Annotated in this window: 18 protein-coding genes and 1 pseudogene; 18 read left to right on the plus strand and 1 reads right to left on the minus strand. The window is 37.1% G+C overall.

The window, feature by feature from the left end; translation table 11 throughout:
* Positions 1–39: 39 nt before the first annotated feature.
* The 18 genes and pseudogenes from N1I80_RS04805 to N1I80_RS04890 all read left to right on the plus strand — a co-directional run bounded on the left by N1I80_RS04805 (position 40) and on the right by N1I80_RS04890 (position 18,421).
* On the plus strand, positions 40–2,658 hold the full coding sequence (locus tag N1I80_RS04805) for an AAA family ATPase (RefSeq protein ID WP_340736798.1): 2,619 nt from the start codon (positions 40–42) through the stop codon (positions 2,656–2,658).
* Positions 2,642–3,925: an McrC family protein gene (locus tag N1I80_RS04810; RefSeq protein ID WP_340736799.1), complete on the plus strand. Its 1,284-nt coding sequence runs from the start codon at positions 2,642–2,644 to the stop codon at positions 3,923–3,925. The genes N1I80_RS04805 and N1I80_RS04810 overlap by 17 nt, the downstream gene beginning before the upstream one ends.
* Positions 3,926–4,094: 169 nt before the next feature.
* Positions 4,095–4,349 carry a hypothetical protein gene (locus N1I80_RS04815; protein ID WP_340736800.1) on the plus strand — a complete coding sequence of 85 codons (255 nt, stop codon included), beginning with the start codon at positions 4,095–4,097 and terminating at the stop codon, positions 4,347–4,349.
* Between the two features lie 849 nt (positions 4,350–5,198).
* The gene (locus tag N1I80_RS04820; RefSeq protein WP_340736801.1) at positions 5,199–5,951 is read left to right on the plus strand and encodes a UvrD-helicase domain-containing protein; all 753 of its coding nucleotides are present in this window, start codon (positions 5,199–5,201) and stop codon (positions 5,949–5,951) included.
* A 61-nt stretch (positions 5,952–6,012) separates the two neighbouring features.
* Complete coding sequence (locus tag N1I80_RS04825; RefSeq protein ID WP_340736277.1) at positions 6,013–7,254, plus strand: IS91 family transposase; 1,242 nt, start codon at positions 6,013–6,015, stop codon at positions 7,252–7,254.
* Complete coding sequence (locus N1I80_RS04830; protein WP_340736278.1) at positions 7,229–7,480, plus strand: hypothetical protein; 252 nt, start codon at positions 7,229–7,231, stop codon at positions 7,478–7,480. The genes N1I80_RS04825 and N1I80_RS04830 overlap by 26 nt, the downstream gene beginning before the upstream one ends.
* 42 nt (positions 7,481–7,522) lie before the next feature.
* The gene (locus N1I80_RS04835; protein WP_340736802.1) at positions 7,523–8,155 is read left to right on the plus strand and encodes a hypothetical protein; all 633 of its coding nucleotides are present in this window, start codon (positions 7,523–7,525) and stop codon (positions 8,153–8,155) included.
* A 405-nt stretch (positions 8,156–8,560) separates the two neighbouring features.
* Positions 8,561–9,802 (plus strand): serine/threonine transporter SstT, encoded by a 1,242-nt coding sequence (gene sstT, locus N1I80_RS04840; RefSeq protein ID WP_340736803.1) that lies wholly within the window; start codon positions 8,561–8,563, stop codon positions 9,800–9,802.
* Between the two features lie 245 nt (positions 9,803–10,047).
* Positions 10,048–10,500 (plus strand): CoxG family protein, encoded by a 453-nt coding sequence (locus N1I80_RS04845; protein ID WP_340736804.1) that lies wholly within the window; start codon positions 10,048–10,050, stop codon positions 10,498–10,500.
* A 657-nt stretch (positions 10,501–11,157) separates the two neighbouring features.
* Complete coding sequence (locus tag N1I80_RS04850) at positions 11,158–11,334, plus strand: YezD family protein (RefSeq protein ID WP_340736805.1); 177 nt, start codon at positions 11,158–11,160, stop codon at positions 11,332–11,334.
* A gap of 335 nt (positions 11,335–11,669) precedes the next feature.
* Positions 11,670–12,218, plus strand: a complete 549-nt coding sequence (gene ssuE / locus N1I80_RS04855) for an NADPH-dependent FMN reductase (RefSeq protein WP_340736806.1) — start codon at positions 11,670–11,672, stop codon at positions 12,216–12,218.
* A gap of 130 nt (positions 12,219–12,348) precedes the next feature.
* Positions 12,349–12,687: a hypothetical protein gene (locus N1I80_RS04860; RefSeq protein ID WP_340736807.1), complete on the plus strand. Its 339-nt coding sequence runs from the start codon at positions 12,349–12,351 to the stop codon at positions 12,685–12,687.
* Between the two features lie 228 nt (positions 12,688–12,915).
* Positions 12,916–13,725 carry an ABC transporter ATP-binding protein gene (locus N1I80_RS04865; protein WP_340736808.1) on the plus strand — a complete coding sequence of 270 codons (810 nt, stop codon included), beginning with the start codon at positions 12,916–12,918 and terminating at the stop codon, positions 13,723–13,725.
* Positions 13,726–13,747: 22 nt separating this feature from the next.
* Positions 13,748–14,578 (plus strand): ABC transporter permease, encoded by an 831-nt coding sequence (locus N1I80_RS04870; protein ID WP_340736809.1) that lies wholly within the window; start codon positions 13,748–13,750, stop codon positions 14,576–14,578.
* Between the two features lie 71 nt (positions 14,579–14,649).
* On the plus strand, positions 14,650–15,975 hold the full coding sequence (locus N1I80_RS04875; RefSeq protein ID WP_340736810.1) for an LLM class flavin-dependent oxidoreductase: 1,326 nt from the start codon (positions 14,650–14,652) through the stop codon (positions 15,973–15,975).
* Positions 15,976–16,007: 32 nt separating this feature from the next.
* Complete coding sequence (locus N1I80_RS04880) at positions 16,008–17,015, plus strand: ABC transporter substrate-binding protein (protein ID WP_340736811.1); 1,008 nt, start codon at positions 16,008–16,010, stop codon at positions 17,013–17,015.
* A 116-nt stretch (positions 17,016–17,131) separates the two neighbouring features.
* Positions 17,132–17,353: pseudogene (locus N1I80_RS04885) on the plus strand (serine/threonine transporter SstT); the annotation flags it as partial.
* 159 nt (positions 17,354–17,512) lie between these two features.
* Complete coding sequence (locus N1I80_RS04890; protein ID WP_340736812.1) at positions 17,513–18,421, plus strand: HNH endonuclease; 909 nt, start codon at positions 17,513–17,515, stop codon at positions 18,419–18,421.
* A 773-nt stretch (positions 18,422–19,194) separates the two neighbouring features.
* On the opposite strand, the gene N1I80_RS04895 is transcribed toward N1I80_RS04890, so the two are convergent.
* Positions 19,195–19,608, minus strand: a complete 414-nt coding sequence (locus N1I80_RS04895) for a universal stress protein (RefSeq protein ID WP_340736813.1) — start codon at positions 19,606–19,608, stop codon at positions 19,195–19,197.
* Between the last annotated feature and the right edge of the window lie 6 nt (positions 19,609–19,614).

Raw genomic sequence — 19,614 nt, forward strand, 5'->3', positions numbered from 1 at the left:
TATTTTTGTTGGTAAATTAATTGAAAATAGGGGTGTGAAATGAATTTAAAAGTGATAGAGGCCGTATGGCTAGGTGCTGCAGTAGCAGCTTACGAAACATACCATAGTAAAACAAAGCCATCTGAAAATGACATGTATTTTAAACAAGTAGATGTTCAAAAGAGAGCTCAGAAGTTTACTGAAAGTGCAGTACAACATGCCCGCGTTAATCAATGGGCGAATGGTGATCATCCAGGAGGGCAAGCTAATTATTTACGTGAAGGAGATAACAAAACACGTCGTCTCACGTTTAACGGAGAATTTCAAGGTGTTAAAGAAAGACCTAATTTGAATGAGACAGATACTATAGAAACTACTGTAGGTATAAAGACGATAGCTGATATTTATCAGTTCGTAGAGAATGAATATACAGCTTTATTTACAATCGATTTCTTTGCTATTTTGGACTATCTTGAAAAATACGGTAACTTGCCATACAAAAATCCAAATACTGCTTCCGGTGAAGAGAAACAGCAATTAGAATCAATGAGAGAACAGGGTGGAGTGGCAGTTACAGAATTAAACAAAGTAGCTCTTCTGTGTGATAAGAAATATCATCTTAAAAATAAAATGAAATCAAAATGGCTTTCTGGTGGAAATGATCGCATACGCCGTTATTTTTGGGAGCAATTAAAATTTGAGTCTTTCATGGAATCTCCTACAAGTCTTTCGTTATTCGTAGAGGCGGCAAAGGATGACGAACACAAAGCTCGCATACGGCTAGCGGTAGAATTAGATGAGAAAACTGCCACACAAGCAGACTATGCAAAGCATCACCAATTTTTAAATGAAACCAAAATCCCGACAGAGCTTTCATATTACGTAAAAGAAACTTCAACAAATCATAACTTTCATGTTTATGATGAAGGACCAGATTTGATTAAAAGTAAGTTAGATAATAAAACGTACAAAAAAGTACAATTAACGTACGTTCTGAGTTATGAAGAAATTAGAAAGAACCAGATGACTAATGAACAAATTTTACAAAGAATATTTAAGGGAGTAGAAAAGCTTTTACCTTATTACCAGTTAGCAGTTGATGGAGCTAAGGATAATTCAGTCTATCCTAATATTAGTGGTAAAGGAAAAGAGGAGTTTGAAATGGATTATCCAAAAAATATGATTCTATACGGGCCACCTGGAACAGGAAAAACCTATAATACAATTAACCATGCAGTTAGTATTATTGAAAATAAGTTATTACAAGATATTCAAGAAGAACCTTATGAACAAGTCTTTTCTAGATATAAGTCTTATAGGAAGAATGGACAAGTTGGCTTTATAACTTTCCATCAATCATATGGTTATGAAGAATTTATTGAAGGAATTAAACCATTTTTAGATGATGAGAAATCGGAGCAAGTTAGATATAGAATTGATCCTGGTATTTTTAAATCGTTTTGTGAACAAGCGCAACAATTACAAATATCTTCACCAGACAAAGAACTAGAGTTTTCTAAAGGTACTCGCATTTGGAAAGTATCTCTTGGAAGAGTTGGAGACTCAAATACAAAAAAAGATTGTTTTAATAATAGTCGTATTCGCATTGGATGGGATGATTTAGGTGAAGATATTACCGACGAAACAGAATTCCCTAACAGTAGTGTAAAAAGTATTCTTTCAAGTTTTTATGATGAAATGAGTAATGGTGATATTGTCTTGTCATTGGGTGATCAGAAACATATTGACGCGATTGGTATTGTAACAGAAGAACCTAAATGGCTTGATGAAATGCAACAATACAAAAGAAGTAGAAAAGTAGAATGGATTGCAAAGGACATTTGGGAATATGTTTATGAGTTCAATCAGCAAACCAATCTAACTTTAGCTACGGTTTATGAATTGAAAAAAATTAATAGAGAAGAAATTAATAATTTGATTTTGAAATACTCTTCAAATGAAGAAGTTGATTTAGATATTAAAGAGAATAAGAAAAACTATGTGTTTATTATTGATGAAATTAACCGGGGGAATATCTCTAAGATTTTTGGTGAGCTGATCACACTCATTGAACCGACTAAAAGACTAGGTGCAAAAGAAGAAATGAAATTACAACTGCCATACTCTAAAAAGCCATTTGGTGTACCGCAAAATGTCTTTCTAATCGGAACGATGAATACGGCGGACCGTTCAATTGCCATGATGGATACGGCACTACGAAGACGTTTTAACTTTATCGAAATGCTACCCGACTCTACAACGTTACAAGATATACGGGTAGGTGATATTGATATACAACGTATGTTGGAAGTAATTAATCAACGTATCGAATTACTATATGATCGTGAACATACGATTGGCCATGCCTATTTTACAGATCTAAAAGAGAAACCAACGTTAGAAAAACTTGCTTTAATTTTTGAGAATGCTATTTTACCACTGCTGCAAGAATACTTCTATGAGGATTACAGTAAGATTCAACTAATCTTAGGAGATAATTCGAAAAATAATTCTGCAAAATTTATTATTGATGAGAAAATAAAGATGAAAAATATATTTGTTGGCAAGGTTGATATAGATATACCCGAACGGACATTTAACATTCAGCGAGAAGCATTCCTAAAGCCTGAAAGTTACATTGGAATTTATGAGCAGGTTGCACATGAAGAAGATAATTGAGGTAAAAGAGTTTGATGTTATCACATATAATCGTGAATTTGAAAAAGATACAGGGTACGTCTATTTAGATCCGAAGTCATTCCAGCAATTAGAACAACTCATCTTAACATTTAATGACGACGAACAGGCGGATGCTATTGATTTCTTTACTATTACAACGAGAAGACATGTAGGCAAGATCATAAGAGTGAAGAACTATGTAGGTATGATTCATTTAGCAACAGGGGTTCAAATCGAAATCCTACCTAAAATTCATTCGCATACGACTGGAGATATACGTAAGATTTTCTTGAAAATGCTTAAAACACTTAAAGATTTCCCTACAAAAGTTTTTAATGAATCGCATATGAATACAGAGTCTATGCCACTATTTGAAATATTTATTCATTTATATAACCAGGAAGTTCAGCAGATTGTTAAAAAAGGCATTAAATCTGCTTATTATGAAATGGAAAACAATTTGAATGTGTATAAAGGAAAAATGCTATTCAATGAGCATATCAAACGTAATCTTATACACAAAGAAAGATTTTATATGCGGTATGATGAATTTGGTGTGAACCGAGTTGAGAATAGACTGATAAAATCGACTCTATTACAGTTATTGAAACAATCCACTAATGCAGAAAATGTAAAACAGATTCGGCAATTACTAGATCACTTTGAGTTGGTGGATAGCTCCCATAATTACGAAAAGGATTTTCAGTTGGTTGTTATTAATCGGAACTCGAAGGATTATAAAAATGCTATAGCTTGGTCGAAAGTTTTCTTGAATAATCGTAGTTTTACAACGTTTTCTGGTGGGGAGTTCGGAAAGGCACTTCTATTTCCTATGGATAGGATATTTGAAGCGTATGTGGGGCTTCACATATCTAAGCAGTTTTCAGATGAATGGAATGTGTCGCTACAGGACAAGGGCTTCTATTTATTTGAGAATAGATTTTCACTTCGCCCGGATATTGTACTTAGAACACCAGATGAGTCACGTTGTATTATCATTGATACAAAGTGGAAAGTATTAACTGACTCCACAAAAAAGAATTATGGTATATCCCAAGCAGATATGTATCAAATGTATGCGTATGCAAAGAAATATCGAACAAATGAAATATATCTAGTTTACCCAATGAATGATCAATTTGAAAAGATGAAAGAGATTCAATTTGTAAGTGATGATGGGGTACGAGTGAACATATTCATGTTGGACTGTGAACAGATAGAAAATAGTCTGCTAGAGCTCAAACAACGGTTTGGAGGTGTAGTTTAAATAGTAGCCGTATTGGATGAAATGCATTAGGTGCTGCCTGTGCGTAGTGTAATTCATATACAATTCAGAACTAACTCGAATTGTGTGGTGCACAGGCATCTGGCACTGATACAGATTGGTAGATACTGTTCCTGAAAGTGAATGGGATGATGTTAAAAGGTATCTTAAGGTGAAAGCAATACCTATCGAAGTCCCAATTGATGACGAGAGTGAAGCTATTAGACAAAGTTATGCGAATGGTGATTTTTACAGATATGCAACCAGCGATGAGCTGAGAGCGGGATTCGAAAAAGTGAACGAAATGATTATGAATAGAAAAGAATTTAATGAAGTATTTGAAGTAACGGTATCGGAAAAAATGGGTAGCTTTAAAATTGTACCTGAAAGACTTGGATCAACCCGAAAATATGCCGACTGCACATGAAATAGAGAGTTTTAGTTTACTTGATGTAGAGAAGGGCAGTCCAGACTATGTGCAGTACTCACATTAAGAGGTAATGAAATATTATATTGATGATTGTGAAGAGAATGGCGTGGTAAATGTGAACAGTGAAGACTTGCTTCAATCCATAGACAGTATGTCGGCTGAACAATTAAAACTTGTTAGCGACTATGTTATGAAACTTGGTTAAGATGAAGGACTAGATATAGACATAAAACGACCAAAAGATAAAGTATGATTACCGCCAACGGAATGTACCACCAATGCCATCTTTCTTACCACTGATTGACAACAAATGTACCAGGGAATGACAGACGTTTACCATACAATGACTGGGACTACAGATACATGAACTCACAACTTTACACCGAGTGGCAGGCATGATAACCTCGGCGGAACTAGCCAGCACATAATGCTGGTTTTCTGGCTAGGGACTCATGCCTGTGGAGGCTCGGTGTCAAGTTGTTAACCCGCTGCATGCCGCTTTGTAGTCATGCTGTTAAACCCATTCACTCCCCACCTGTCCTGCCTTCCAAGCGTACTGGTAACCACGTTGGCAATGGGTGGTACAATTCTTGGCAATCGCTGGTACAAACTATGGCAGAGGTGGTACATTATCGTGGCCGTAATCAAGTACTGTGTGCGTTAGATCCCTTTGGGGCATCCATATACAAAATACTTGAAATACTTAAGATGTATAAAAATGAGAAGTTGAAATAACTCCTCCTATTTTTTTTAGATAAATAGGTTTAATCGTACCATCGGGTTTTTAGATAGACTTATTACTTTCATTTGTTATTGTAGTTATAATGAGATGTGGGGTGGAATTACATGACAATTTTGAGTGAGCAACAAAAACAGGCAGTTGAAGCAACAGAGGGGCCAGTGTTAATTATTGCTGGACCGGGATCTGGCAAAACTTTCACGCTTGTTGAACGAGTTTTATATCTAATTCAACATAAAGAGATAGAACCCAATAATATCATGGTAGCTACTTTCACAGAAAAAGCAGCAAATGAGCTTATCACTAGGATTTCGAATAAGTTACATGAAGAAAATATTAAATTTAATTTAAATGAAATGTATGTCGGAACAATCCATTCAATTTGTTTAAGAATCTTAGAAGAAAATAGAGAATGTACCCGACTGAAGAAAAATTACACACTTTTAGATCAATTTGATCAACAATACTTAATTTATCAAAAGATACGATTCTTTTTGGCAATTGAAGATATAGGGGAATTACTCTCTTACAATTTATCTAGATGGAAACAGTCTGAGTTTTTATTAAAATGGATAAACAGACTAAGTGAAGAAATTGTCGATGTTGAAGATTTGCTTGAACATGAAGATATTAGAATAAACGTATTAGGTAAGTGTTATCAACTATATAGCGACCTTTTGATTGAAGAAAATGCATTAGACTTCTCAACAATCCAACTTGAAACTTTAAAGCTGTTAGAAGGAAACAATGAAATCCGGTTAGCATATAATGATGTTCTTCATTATTTAATGATTGATGAATTTCAAGATACAAATACAATTCAAGAAAAGTTAGTTTTTTTATTGTCTAGGAAATTATAAAGTTCTCGACTTGTGGATAACTGTTCGATAAACTGTTCGTATAACGATAGGAGGATGGAATATGGGCCGAGATAATGAAGGAGTCATCAAGAAAATATTGAAAGATCATTTCGTGGGATTTTGGTATTTACACGAGCACTTATTTCCGGAATCTTATCGAGAGGATATCAAGGAAACAGTTCTAAAAACAATCAAATGCGGGTCTTCTGATTTGGGGTATGCTAAATATGAATGTTTAGGATGCGAAGGGAACCCAAGGCCTGTATTCGTTTGTTTCACATGTAAAAGTCGTTTTTGTAATAAGTGCGGGAAAAAATATACGGATGATTGGTCCGATAAACAGCAGGAACTGATATTGAATGTTCCACATCGTCATATGGTTTTTACAGTTCCACAGGAACTTAGAAACATCTTTTTTCAAGATCGTAAAAAGTTGAATGAACTGAGTCAACAGGTAGCTCAGGTTTTTCAATTTTATTACCAACGGAAAAGTAAGAAGCGTCAGTTACAAACAGGTATTATTACGGTAATCCATACCTTTGGTAGGGATTTGAAATTCAATCCTCATATACATGCTTTAGTGACAGAAGGTGCAATTGATAATCGGAACGAATGGAGTCCAAGCGAATATATTCCGTATGAATACTTGAGGAAATCTTGGCAGAAAGTACTTCTTGATTTGGTGAAAAAGTGGTTTTCTGATGATCAAAGAGCACAGGATTTAGTAAATGACTTGTACAGTCGTTATCCGAAGGGCTTTTATGTAAATGCGGAAAAGAAAATGCAAAATGCAAAAGGAGCTGCCAAATACATCGGTAGATACTTGGCTAGACCTGCAATTGCTGAATATCGCATAGAAGAATATGACGGTAAGATGGTCACGTATTGGTATGAGGATCACAAAACAGGAAAAAGAGTAGATGTGAAACAGTCTGCGTATAGATTTCTATATAATATTTTACAGCACATCCCACCCAAACACTTTAGAATGGTGGGTCGTTTTGGGTTGTATAGCAGAACGAAACATAAAAAGGCAAAACAAGTTTTGACCCTTTATGCGTTCATGCGCACAAGACAATTATCATTACTGTTGGAGAGGAAACAAAAAAAGAAAACGTATCGACAGCGTATGATTGAGGCCTTTAATCGTGATCCTTTCCTGTGCCCACATTGCCATCGTGAGATGGATTTAGTGGAAATCTGGCATGCTGACTATGGATTTTTGTATCATTACATGGAGGGGATGGAGATTATCAAAATACGAGGAGAATCAGCAAATGACAGGAAACAAAGAACGGGATGAATTGAGCAAAGAATTTCTACAATCATTACAGGAAGATGATCCATTTGGTTTAAACGAAGAAATGGAGACAGTATTATTTGAGTGTGTGGATTGTCGTGAAGAAGACGATGTTCCTGATTTTGTTGTACAAGATTTTCAAGTGGAATTAAAGAAGGACGAAGAAGTTGAGATGGAATGTCCTTTTTGTGGTGGAACCATGCGGAGGGCGAAGAAAAGTCCCAAGTGAATTGTTTACACTTGGGACGTGGACAGAGGCGCTTTAGCGCTTTTGTTCTTGTTGATTGTTATTGTGATTACAGTCTATTCGGTTATCAACTTTGACTTTGCAACGGCTGATTTGCAAGCTGTCGCTACAAGTCAAAGTAGAGGGGCTTCCCACTGGCTGTTAGGAGCGGTTTTGTATGTATCGTATAATATTGCTGCTGGAGCAGCGATGCTGACAGTCATGGGTGGGACGGTTAAGGATGAAAAAATTGCAGCGTGGGGAGGAATCATCGGTGGGCTTGGCCTTGGTTTTCTCATTATCCTTATCAATATTTCGATGCTAACGCAGTTGAAGGAAATCGCAACTGTACCGATGCCGATGTTATTGTTGGCAGATAGCATGAGCCCGGTCATGAGTGTTATATTTTCTATTATTTTGCTTGGGATGGTCTACAATACCGCCGTTGGCATGCTCTATGCATTTACGGCGCGCATCGTGAAACCAGAAACGAAGAAATTTAAAGGTGCTGTTGTTGCATTCGGGGCAATCGCATTCGGGGCAAGTTTCGTCGGGTTTATCACCCTTGTCGGCACGGTCTATCCAGCAATGGGCTACTTAGGCTTCACGCTGATTGGTGCGATTGTCTTTGCTTGGGTCATGAAAAAAAGAGCACCAGATCATGTGAAAGGACACTGAAAAAGTCAACTTCCTCTAACAGGGTGTGTGGTGTGGTGCGCAGGCACCATATGTTCTTTTTTAGGCACTAACAAATCGTGCATGCATAAGATTGAATGAATTTTATAAAGTATAAAAACTACAACTTCTGAATATAATTCAGGAGCTGTAGCTTTGTTTTGTTATTTTCATTACGCATATTTCCATCTATATTCTTCAGATTTACGAATAGTACATAGATGATTTTCATAAAAAATACCAAGTGTTTTCTGATATAAAAAAATCATTGCATAATTCGGAAAGGGCGTGTTAAAATAAGGCATCAATCTACTTCAAGGCGAGATAGATAGACAGTGCCTTAACAGGGGAGAAGTGATTGTGCATTTTTGTCATTTAAGTTATAAGAAAAATCTGGGGGGTAGAGTGATGAAAAATTTATTCGCTAAATGGAACCAACTAAGTCTAGTAAAAAGGATTATTATCGGTATTATCGTTGGTCTTATTTTAGCTTTAATCGTTCCTAATATGAGTGGAATTTCGATTTTGGGTTCTTTATTTGTCGGTGCATTAAAGGCGGTTGCACCAATCTTGGTTTTATTCTTAGTCATGCACGCCATTGCGGCACATAAAAGTGGCACGAAAACAAATATGAAGTCGATTCTTGGTTTATATGGGATAGGTACACTCCTTGCAGGAGTTGTCGCTGTTGCTGCAAGCTTTATGTTCCCCGTCACACTCACACTGACAACAGGAGCAGAAAATCTTTCTCCTCCAGAAGGTATTTTGGAAGTTTTACAAACATTACTATTTAATGTAGTTGCTAATCCAATTGATGCGCTAATTAGTGCTAACTATTTAGGTATCTTAATGTGGGCAGTCGTTCTTGGGCTTGCATTGAAACAGGCTAATCAAAATACGAAAGATGTATTAGGTAGCTTTTCGGATGCGATTACTAAAGTCGTGCAATGGATCATTAATTTAGCACCAATTGGAATTATGGGTCTTGTTTTTGATGCAATTGTCACAACTGGCTTTTCTGCTTTAAAAGTTTACGGTGAATTGATTTTAATTTTAGTGGGATGTATGTTGTTTATCGCACTTGTAATGAATCCGTTAATCGTTTACATCTATACGCGGAAAAATCCTTATCCACTTGTTTTTATGGTGTTAAGAGAAAGCGGTATCACAGCATTCTTTACACGTAGTTCAGCTGCAAATATTCCAGTAAATATGAAATTGGCTGAAAAGCTTGGGTTAGATGAAGATACGTATGCAGTATCCATCCCTTTAGGTGCTACGATTAATATGGCTGGTGCGGCGGTTACAATTTCTGTACTGACACTTGCAACAGTCCATACACTTGGCATTGAAGTTGATTTTATGACTGCACTTCTGCTTTCTGTTGTAGCGGCTGTCTCTGCTGCAGGTGCTTCAGGTGTTCCAGGTGGATCACTATTACTAATCCCACTAGCATGTGCTTTGTTTGGAGTTCCAAATGATATTGCTATGCAGGTTGTTGGTGTAGGCTTTATCATCGGGGTTATTCAAGATTCTTGTGAAACTGCACTGAATTCATCTTCTGACGTATTGTTCACAGCTACAGCTGAATATGCTCAAGAACGTAAAGAAGGAAAACCAGTTTCTATGAAATCTTGGGGATTCAAATAGAAGTAAGAAATAATTGAAAAGCCACGATTGCTGGAGATGATGCGGTGATCGTGGCTTTTTAGTGATTTTTAAATTCATTCAAGCTGTAACAAAAGAAAGATATCGGAATCTCTATCATTACTATCGATGGCGCACCTGCCTATTCTACAAATAAGAAGGATGCTAAAGGTGAATCTGCCCAGCTAAAATGCTAAAATAGTAGTAATGGATTTCCATTAAACATAGAGAAGAAAGTAGTGAAACGCATGGCAATCGCATCGCATTCTGTAATCATTCCAGCACCTGTAGAGAACGTATGGGGATACGTCAGTCAAATTGAAAACTGGGCAACAATGGTCCCTGCCTATAAGGAGCATGAACAGATTGATGAACAAAAGTCAGTTTGGACATTTGAAGGGAATTTCAAAGGGCTTAAAAAGACTGTGAAAATGGAGTTAAACATCACTGAATTTCATGAGCCATCGATCATCCGGTTCGAGTTAAAAGGGTTAACGGACAACTTTACAGGTAGCGGCAAGTTTACTGCTGAAGAAACGGCTGGGCAAACAGCGATGACAGGAACAATTGAAGTAAATGCAGGTGGCTTAACAGGCGCTGTGTTGGCACCTGTTATTAAAATGGTGTTGCCGAAAGTGACAACACGCTTAACAGAGAAAATTGCACGCCAAATTAAACCGGAACAAGTGCTGGCTTTGTAAAGATGGTTTTGCTGTCTACATAAAATATTCATGTGATTGATAAAATCTAAAAGCTACAACTCCTGGAAAAATTCAGTAGTTGTAGCTTTTTTGTTGTTTTTATTATGTACGATACCTAAAATGCATAATCGATTTTATAAAACTTTGGATTGGTTGCCTCATACTCTGCGCAATATTATCATGCATTTTAGATGAAGTAATGGTGATTTTTAGGTATAAGCCTAATACTGATTCTAGACTAGCAAATCAGTTATTTCGATTGCGCTGAAAATGGTGCGACAGCCACTTTACTTATTACACCAATCTTAATTACTCCGCTCGCTCAATAAAAGTATAGACAGAGCACGAAAAGTAGGTTAAAATCTAAAACAATATTAAACATATTGATTTACTTGGTTTAAAATCATTCAGCGAATGCAGTTCAATACTTCAGTAAAGTAGGAATGCACTACAATTCCTCTTTGGAGGCTTCAAGCTCAATTCAAAATCTCAGTGCAATTTACGCCAAAGCCAAATTAGTAAATTGCATGGAAATGGCACCAATCAGATAATTGAAGGCCCCTTGGAATTTAACATTTTATTAATGCTAAGTTACTTGGGGCTTTTTATTATAATAAACGACTATCATTGTCGGAATTACAAAACAGGAGGAAGATCATGTTGGATAAACAAATGGATGATCAATGGATTGAACGAATTGTACAGTCTTTGAAAGGAATTCAATACGGTTCAGTGGAAATTGTTATTCATGATTCGAAAATCACACAAATTGACCGGCTGGAAAAGCAACGTTTTCCTTTAAGAGCCAAAAATTTGGGCGGACAAAAAAACTAAGTATATGTGCATAAGTCAATTAAGAAGGGGCCTAATTACTTGGAAAAAGAAAAGGTGATATAAATTTTTAAAACATACTTGACTAATAGGAATTGTGGTTTAATATGAAGTATATTCAGAAGCAATCAAATAAAAAAGGCATCCAATTGGGCATCCAAAGGACGTGAAAATGTGAGTAACTTACATTTTTATGTCCTTTTTTATTTTAAAAACTTCAGAAAAATAGTATTCACTAAGGAGTGGAAATGTAGGGCATCCGATTATATGAATTGATTATCTCTATTTGATGAACAAGCACAGATTTTATCTAAAACCTAATTGGAGGATGAGGGTAGATGTCAAAAGCGGTTATTATTAACGGTGGGAACAGCAAGGAGTCTCGATTGACAGGGATTCAAAATAGAATAGAAAGTTTTTTTGAAACAGAGGGTTTGCCTTACAACATAATTTACGTACATGATTTGCCTGCCGAGGATCTAATAAAATCCAACTTTTCCAGTGAAGAGATTATTCAAGCAAATCAAATTGTTGAGGATGCAGATATTGTAGTTGTGCTAACACCTGTGTATAAAGCATCATTCACAGGGATTTTGAAGACATACCTTGATTTACTGCCACGAAGAATATTAAAAGGGAAATCGGTATTCCCCGTTGCGATAGGCGGTTCTATAGGTCATTTACTTGCGATTGAATACGCCTTAAAACCAGTGCTATCTGAACTTGGAGCTACAGAAATATTAAAGGGTGTCTTTGTGGTGGACGAACAAATTAAGCGATTAGACGGAAATGAGTTTCTCATTGCAGAGGAAGCTGAGAATCGGCTCAATGATGTGTTGAAGCACTTTCAGAATCAGAAAGAAGTAATAGAAAACCGTGTTAGTTAACAATAAAATAGAGAAATCGGCTGATTAGAAAACTAAAGGTCCTCATCTTAATTTAACAACTAAGGTGGGGCCTTCTCTGTTTATAGAGAACTATCTTGGTAATAGGGATTTTGAAGGGAGGTAATTTATTATGCAAACGCAAGACATAATCTCTAAAGAGACTTATTTGAAACTGATGGGTAAAGTTCCTAGGGCAAGGTGTGAATTACTAAATCTTCCCGATTTACAATTTTTTAAATGGTGCGATCGACAATTCGGTGTGAATAGGGGTGTTTTTAATACAATTGATAACTGGTTTTATGAGAATGGGATTGTCAATGTGTATTGCCGTCGAATTCTCTTGTTGGAATTCCTGAAGTTCTCTTTAGAGGAAGGATTATGGCAAGGTGAATCAAAATTTATTAAATTTGGACATGGTGGACTGGCAACAAAATTAAATGAGTTTACAGGAATAAGAAAGCAAACATAATAAAATGCTTATGAATGTGAAAACGTTAACCAACAATTTTAATAGAATATAAAACATCAGCAAGGAAGTGGGAAAGGGATGAAGAATTATCTATATATCCCGACAACCGGGATTTTTTTATAAAGTAACCTAGATACGTATGTTAAATAAATAATTCAAAGGGTATCTATTATTATAAACATATTATATTAATCTGTTTACTTGAAATAAAGGGATGGTGTGATAGAAATGAAAGCTGTTGAAAAAATTAGGTTTGAGCGTGTCATAAAAAAGTTTACTGTTCGTGATGCAAAAAATAAAGGGGCAACACAAGAATTCACAGCGATAAAGGATGTAGATTTTAGTGTTAAAGAAGGAGAGTTTGTCACATTAGTAGGACCGAGTGGGTGTGGAAAATCGACGTTGCTGGATTTACTAGGGGGGATAACGAAACCAACAAGCGGACGTATTTTAATTGATGGGAAAGAAATAACAGGTCCCGGATTAGATCGTGGTACTGTTTTTCAGCAGTATGCTTTATTTCCTTGGAAGACAGCGCGTGGCAATATTGAATTTGGACTAGAGGCAAAGGGGATACCAAAGCATGAACGCAAAGAGCAAGCAGATCATTTTCTTTCTCTAGTTGGTCTGAGCGATTTTGGAGAGCGTTATCCACATGAGCTGTCCGGAGGAATGAAGCAACGCGTAGCGATTGCTAGAAGTTTAGCGTTTAACCCAGATGTGCTGCTAATGGATGAACCTTTTGCAGCATTGGATGCGCAAACACGTGAATCATTGCAAAGTGAGCTTTTGCGTATTTGGCAGAAAACGAAGAAAACAATTATTTTTATTACACACGGTATTGATGAGGCAGTCTATTTAGGAGAGCGTGTAGTGATTTTATCACCGAATCCAGGAAGGGTGAAAGAGATTGTAAATATCCCACTTAAAAATCGTTTAGAGGATGCCGATATTCGTTCCCATCCGGTTTTTGTGAAAGCGCGCCATGAGGTTTGGAGTTTGCTACATGAAGCTGAGTACCAAGGAGCAAATATATAAAGGGAGAGAGGAGTTCATTCATATGGTAACGATAGAATCAAGTAGTTCATCTGTGAAGCCGATTAAACAAAAAGCTTTTGGGCTATCTAGTATACAAAAGTTTGCTAAACAGTCCATTGTATTAGTCGCATTTTTTTCACTCTGGGAAATAGCGCCACGAATTGGTTTAGTAGATGCTGCATTTTTCCCTTCGTTTTCAAGTGTCGTAATTGCTTGGTGGGAAATGATTATTTCCGGCGAACTTTTTGCCCATTTTTTAGCGAGCATCACTCGTTCCCTGAGTGGCTTTGGGCTAGCGTTACTTATTGCGATTCCGTTGGGATTAATAATAGGCTGGTACCCATTAGCAAGAGAATTATTAAATCCAATAATGGAATTGTTCCGGAATACAGCCGCATTAGCCTTGCTGCCAGTATTTATGTTATTACTAGGAATTGGGGAAACATCTAAAATTGCGATTGTCTTATTTGCTTGCACATGGCCCATTCTTCTAAATACAATTGCAGCTGTAGGTAACGTGGATCCATTACTAATTAAATCGGCCCGTTCGATGAATATTTCTTCGTTCAAGCTATTTCTAAAAGTAATCTTACCTGCATCTATACCAACCATTTTTACTGGCATTCGTATGGCAGGAACCGGGGCGATTTTAGTGTTAATCGCAGCAGAAATGGTAGGGGCGAAAGAAGGTTTAGGTTATTTAATTACTTATTCCCAATATAACTTTCAAATCCCTGAAATGTATGCGGGTATTTTAACAATTGCTTTATTGGGATTACTAATTAATCAAAGTTTAAGTATGCTTGAACGTAAATTTTCGAAATGGAAACAAAATCCGAGTGAACAGAACTAGAGATTTATGGGAGTAGAATTTTTTTGGATTTAATCCTTAGTAAACAAATATGATAAGTGGGAGTTTTGAATGTGGCAGATAGACAAATGAAATTAGGTGCATTTTTCAATTTACCTGGGCACCATGTAGCGAGCTGGCGTCACCCTTCTTCAAGTGCTAATCGTACATTTGATTTAGAGTATTTGAAAGAACTAGCTCAAACGGCAGAGCATGGAAAGTTTGACATGGTATTTTTTGCAGATGTACTTGGTCAAACACCTACAGAAAAAGGATATTCAGGTTTGAAATTAGATCCAGTCATCATTCTTTCGGCACTTGCAGCGGTTACTAAAAATATTGGTTTAGTAGCTACATTGACAACAACTTACAACGAACCGTTCCATGTAGCGCGTAAATTTAGTGCAATTGATCACTTGTCGAAAGGTCGAGCAGCTTGGAACGTGGTCACATCGGCAAATGTTAGTGAATCATTTCTGTTCGGTAAAGAAAAGCATTTAGAGCATGCGCGTCGATATGAACGCGCAGAGGAATTTGTAGATGTCGTCAAGAAGCTGTGGTTCTCTATTGAAGATGAGGCACTTGTAATTGATAAAGAGAAAGGACAGTTTTTAGACTTGGAGAAGGTACATCCAGTCGATCATGAGGGAAACTGGTTTAAAGTGCAAGGGACGCTTGATTCACCTTCGACAGCGCAAGGACACCCGGTCATTGTTCAAGCAGGATCTTCGGAAGCTGGGAAAGAGTTAGCGGCGAAAACGGCGGAGGTCATTTTTACAGCGTGGCAAACACTTAAAGATGCGCAAATTTTCTATCGGGACGTCAAAGGGCGCCTTGCAAAATATGGGCGTCGGCCAGAGGATTTAAAAATTATGCCTGGTGTATTTATTACCGTGGCAAAAACAGAGGAAGAAGCTTTTGCCAAACAGAAAGACTTGAATAGCTATATTTTGCCGGAAGTAGGTCTTGCATATTTATCGAACTTCATTGGTGTGGATTTAACGGGGCACGATGTGAATGCACCACTTCCGGATATTGGTGAGCTCGAAGATAAAACGAATCCTCAAATTCGCCTCAATATTATTCTAGATATCGCGGAGCGAGAAAACTTACACACATTACGTGAAGTTTATGAGCGTATTGCAGGTGCCCGCGGGCATCGTGAAATCGTTGGTACACCAAAGCAAATCGTGGATCATCTAGAAGAGTGGTTCTTAAATGAAGGAGCAGACGGTTTTAATATTATGCCGCCAACATTCCCGGAAGGTCTAAACGATATCGTAGAATTAGTGATTCCAGAATTACAAAGTCGTGGCTTATTCCGTACTGAATATGAGAGTGAAACACTTCGCGGGAATTTAGGGCTTTCAGTACCTGTGTGTGAATCCATAAAAAAATAGACTCAATCAGTGGGAAAGTGAGGAGATAGTTGATGGGAAAATTAGCATCATTTACTTTGATTATAGGCCTAGTGAGTAGTCTTTTAGCAGGCTGTTCGGGTGATAAGACAGCTACTGCAGGAGGGGAGGATAAGGTATTACAATATCAAAGCGCGCCGGGTAGTGTTGTATTGCCTGAGTTAGCGGCAGACCTAGGATATTTAGGAGATTTGAAGTTAGATAATATAGGTATTAGTACAGGCGGCCCGGAAAGTATCCAACTAACAGCAACAAAACAAACGGATTTTGGTTCAGCATTCAATGGTGCGATAATAAAATCCTATTCAAAAAATGTGAAATTAAAGTCGGTTGTTGGTAGTTATGGAAGTGATGAAAATACATTTATGGGAGCATATGCACTTGAAGGTAGTTCGATAGAATCTGAAAAAGATTTTATAGGTAAAAAAATAGGTGTAAATATTTTAGGAGCCCATATGGAGTTTGTTGTCAAAGACTATTTACGTAAAGGTGGATTAACTGAAAAAGAAATTGACGAAGTGACATTAGTGACTATTCCAGCATCGAATGCAGAACAATCACTGCGAAATAATCAAATAGATGTGGTTATATTAAGCGGTATTGCAAGAGATCGAGCTTTAGAAATAGGAGGTATAACTGAAATATTTAAAGATATTGAAGTGTTTGGGTCTGAGTTTACTGCAGGAGATTATTTTTTTACAGAGCAATATATCAAAGAAAATCCTAATACTGTAAAACAATTTGTAGAAGGGGTTGCAAAAGCAATTGATTGGGCACAAACAACTCCTAGGGAAGAAGTAATTGCACGCTTTGAGAAAATTATTAAAGAGCGTGGATGGAAGGAAACGACCGATAATCTGAAGTATTGGCAAAGTACTGGTATTGCTGAAACAGGCGGTGTCATTACAGCTTCAGAATATGATGTATGGGTTGATTGGCTTGTGAAAAATGGAGAGTTAGAGGAAGGCCAAGTGAAGGTAGAAGATCTATATACAAACGAATATAATCCTTTTGCTGAATAATATGTGGTGTACTATCACAATTCGGAGAGGTCATGTTAAAATGCGGCATCAGTCTATTTCAAGGTGAGATAAATAGATAGTACCACAACGTGGAGAAGTGATTGTGCATTTTTATCATTTTACTGATTCCACTAGCATGTAGTTTATTTTGAGTTCCAAATGATATCGCAATGCAAGTTGTTGGTGTAGGCTTCATCATCGGTGTTATTCAAGATTCTTGTGAAACTGCCCCGAATGCATCTTCTGACGTATTGTTCACTGCTACAGCTGAATATGCGAAGGAACGTAAAGAAGGTAAACTAGTTTCTATGAAATCTTGGGGATTCCAACAAAAATAAAATAGCATTTAAAAGCCATGCTTATCGAAGATGATTCGGGAAGTGTGGCTTTTTGGTGGTTATCGATTCATTCAAGATGCAATCATAATTACAGCAAGCGCAACGATAAGCAGTTATTATAATAATAGAAGATCGTTGAATTGAGGGAGTGTGCTACACATGCAAAGTTTCATTGTGATGCAAGGTCAAACGTATCAGGAAGAAAAGGAATTAGGGATGATTTGGTCACGGAAGCAAGCTAGTGATGGGAGTTTTCCACATTCATGGCTACGTGTGATGGAAGTCAATGAGGGGAATCGCATTTTTCATTATGTAAAAGGAAGTATTGTAGCGATTAGTGTGGCTAAAACGGGATGTCAGATAGCGCAGAGACCATCTAGTGAGCCAAATGATGATAGCGGATATTTGGTGGAATTGGACTATCATGAGCTTGAAGTACCTGTAAATGTACGAGCGAAATTCGATGCCATTTTGCCGCTTTTGCCGATAAAGTATTCCCCATTTCAAGCAGATGCCAATGGGAATCAAGGTTATTTGTATCCTTGCAATGAGGAATTAACGATCAAGTTATTGGAGATGATTAGTGATCTGAACATTTATCAAGTAGATGAAGAGCAACTGGAATTAGCAATTAGTACGGTACGCCAAACGGAGCGTAACACATTTATTCCAATGCTTGCGGAAACAGAAACAGAAGTGAAAACAAAGATTCGTTTAGGCCGAAAAAAGTTTAGACAAGGTTTACTACCAGTGTGGGCTAAAAAGTGTGCGCTCTGTGAGATTGAATTACCTGAATTACTTCACGCAAGCTATTCAAAGCCTTGGAAAGATAGTACGGATGTTGAGAGAGTGGATGCTTATAATGGTGTGCTACTTTGTTGTAATCATAATGCGCTTTATGAAAATGGATTTATCGCTTTTGATGGACAGGGGAGGTTACATATTTCGTCACAGGTTCCGGAAGAAGATTATGAGAAATATGGTATCCAACCTAAAATGAAAATTGCTCGAAAAGAACAGAACAAGCCTTATTTTAAGTGGCATAAGAGGCATTTGTTTAGAGGTTGAACTGATGTAATTATCACGACTATAAATAGTGATTAAATTGACGGATGCCGAAGAAACTGGCGGCTTATTGGGGATTCGCTTTAAATAATTTTACTTATTTCAAAAAATAAGGTCATTCTTTTTTGTTTGAAAAATATCACGTCTGTTGATTAACCATTTAATTGCATAAATCAAGGGTAAGTCAAGGCTTGAAAACCACCTTTTCACTAGATTATTTCAGGTTCGCTTTCGGCGAAATATTCAAGACATCATTACCAAGGAGGAATTGCAGTTCATTCCTCCCCCGAGGAGCAAGGATGGCTAGAAATGACGAAGTCGTTTCTAGCCATCCTTTTCCGGTCATCCTGTTATGAATAGTTGCCTGTCGCGTACCTACAACGTTCAAGTGAAAAATGCAGTTGCTTGGAAAGAAAAGAATAGATGACTTTTTATAGGGAGTAAGTGCCCGAAGATGCAATTTCGGGCACTCTTGCACGTTGTATAAGGTGCCCCAACTTTACTTTTAGCAAGTTTTATAAGAATGTGCCATTTCCTAAAATAACAATAGGAAGGACCATGGTAAAAGCTTCAGCTGCCAAAATTGTATCTTTGGCGGCTTTTAGCCATGTAAAAAGCCAGCTATTCTTTCTTCCCTATACATAAAAAACAGCCGGTAATCGTATAGAAGTCGTTCAATCCACAGCGAACCAAAGCGACTATACACAGAGTGCCTAGTGTTTAATTAAGTTACTTTTTGGTAAATCAACAGGCGTGGAAAAATATTTGTCTACTCTCTATTTTACAATCGTTATCGGACAGTTCACATGCTTCATGACTTTGTGGCTGACGCTACCAAGCACCATTTCTTGCAACGTATTTAAGCCGCGACTGCCGATGACAAGTTGGTCAATTTCTTCGGAATTCACATACTTTATTATTTCTTGACTTGGATTCCCTTTTAACATGGTAATCTTCGTCTGCACTCCGATGTCTTTTGCTAGTTCTACAATGGGTAGCACTTTTTGATCGCGTTTTAACGTTAAGCTCTCTGGGCTTTGTGTTAACAGTCGTTCATCTTTCGCCTTATTATAATCCGCGACATAAATAATCTCTAAATTCACATCAGGTAAATATTTGCAGAGTGTAATCGCATGTTTTGCCGCACGTACAGCATTTTCTGAGCCATCAATGGCTACAGCAATCTTCATATGAAT

Origin of the sequence: Sporosarcina sp. FSL K6-3457, assembly GCF_038007285.1 — a bacterium.
Lineage (GTDB): Bacteria > Bacillota > Bacilli > Bacillales_A > Planococcaceae > Sporosarcina.

Bases quoted from the DNA above. Each gene is read 5' to 3' on its own strand.
- N1I80_RS04805 (WP_340736798.1), top strand. From the start codon at position 40: ATGAATTTAAAAGTGATAGAGGCCGTATGGCTAGGTGCTGCAGTAGCA.
- N1I80_RS04810 (WP_340736799.1), top strand. From the start codon at position 2,642: ATGAAGAAGATAATTGAGGTAAAAGAGTTTGATGTTATCACATATAAT.
- N1I80_RS04820 (WP_340736801.1), top strand. From the start codon at position 5,199: ATGACAATTTTGAGTGAGCAACAAAAACAGGCAGTTGAAGCAACAGAG.
- N1I80_RS04825 (WP_340736277.1), top strand. From the start codon at position 6,013: ATGGGCCGAGATAATGAAGGAGTCATCAAGAAAATATTGAAAGATCAT.
- N1I80_RS04830 (WP_340736278.1), top strand. From the start codon at position 7,229: ATGACAGGAAACAAAGAACGGGATGAATTGAGCAAAGAATTTCTACAA.
- sstT (WP_340736803.1), top strand. From the start codon at position 8,561: ATGAAAAATTTATTCGCTAAATGGAACCAACTAAGTCTAGTAAAAAGG.
- N1I80_RS04845 (WP_340736804.1), top strand. From the start codon at position 10,048: ATGGCAATCGCATCGCATTCTGTAATCATTCCAGCACCTGTAGAGAAC.
- N1I80_RS04850 (WP_340736805.1), top strand. From the start codon at position 11,158: ATGTTGGATAAACAAATGGATGATCAATGGATTGAACGAATTGTACAG.
- ssuE (WP_340736806.1), top strand. From the start codon at position 11,670: ATGTCAAAAGCGGTTATTATTAACGGTGGGAACAGCAAGGAGTCTCGA.
- N1I80_RS04860 (WP_340736807.1), top strand. From the start codon at position 12,349: ATGCAAACGCAAGACATAATCTCTAAAGAGACTTATTTGAAACTGATG.
- N1I80_RS04865 (WP_340736808.1), top strand. From the start codon at position 12,916: ATGAAAGCTGTTGAAAAAATTAGGTTTGAGCGTGTCATAAAAAAGTTT.
- N1I80_RS04870 (WP_340736809.1), top strand. From the start codon at position 13,748: ATGGTAACGATAGAATCAAGTAGTTCATCTGTGAAGCCGATTAAACAA.
- N1I80_RS04880 (WP_340736811.1), top strand. From the start codon at position 16,008: ATGGGAAAATTAGCATCATTTACTTTGATTATAGGCCTAGTGAGTAGT.
- N1I80_RS04890 (WP_340736812.1), top strand. From the start codon at position 17,513: ATGCAAAGTTTCATTGTGATGCAAGGTCAAACGTATCAGGAAGAAAAG.
- N1I80_RS04895 (WP_340736813.1), bottom strand. From the start codon at position 19,608: ATGAAGATTGCTGTAGCCATTGATGGCTCAGAAAATGCTGTACGTGCG.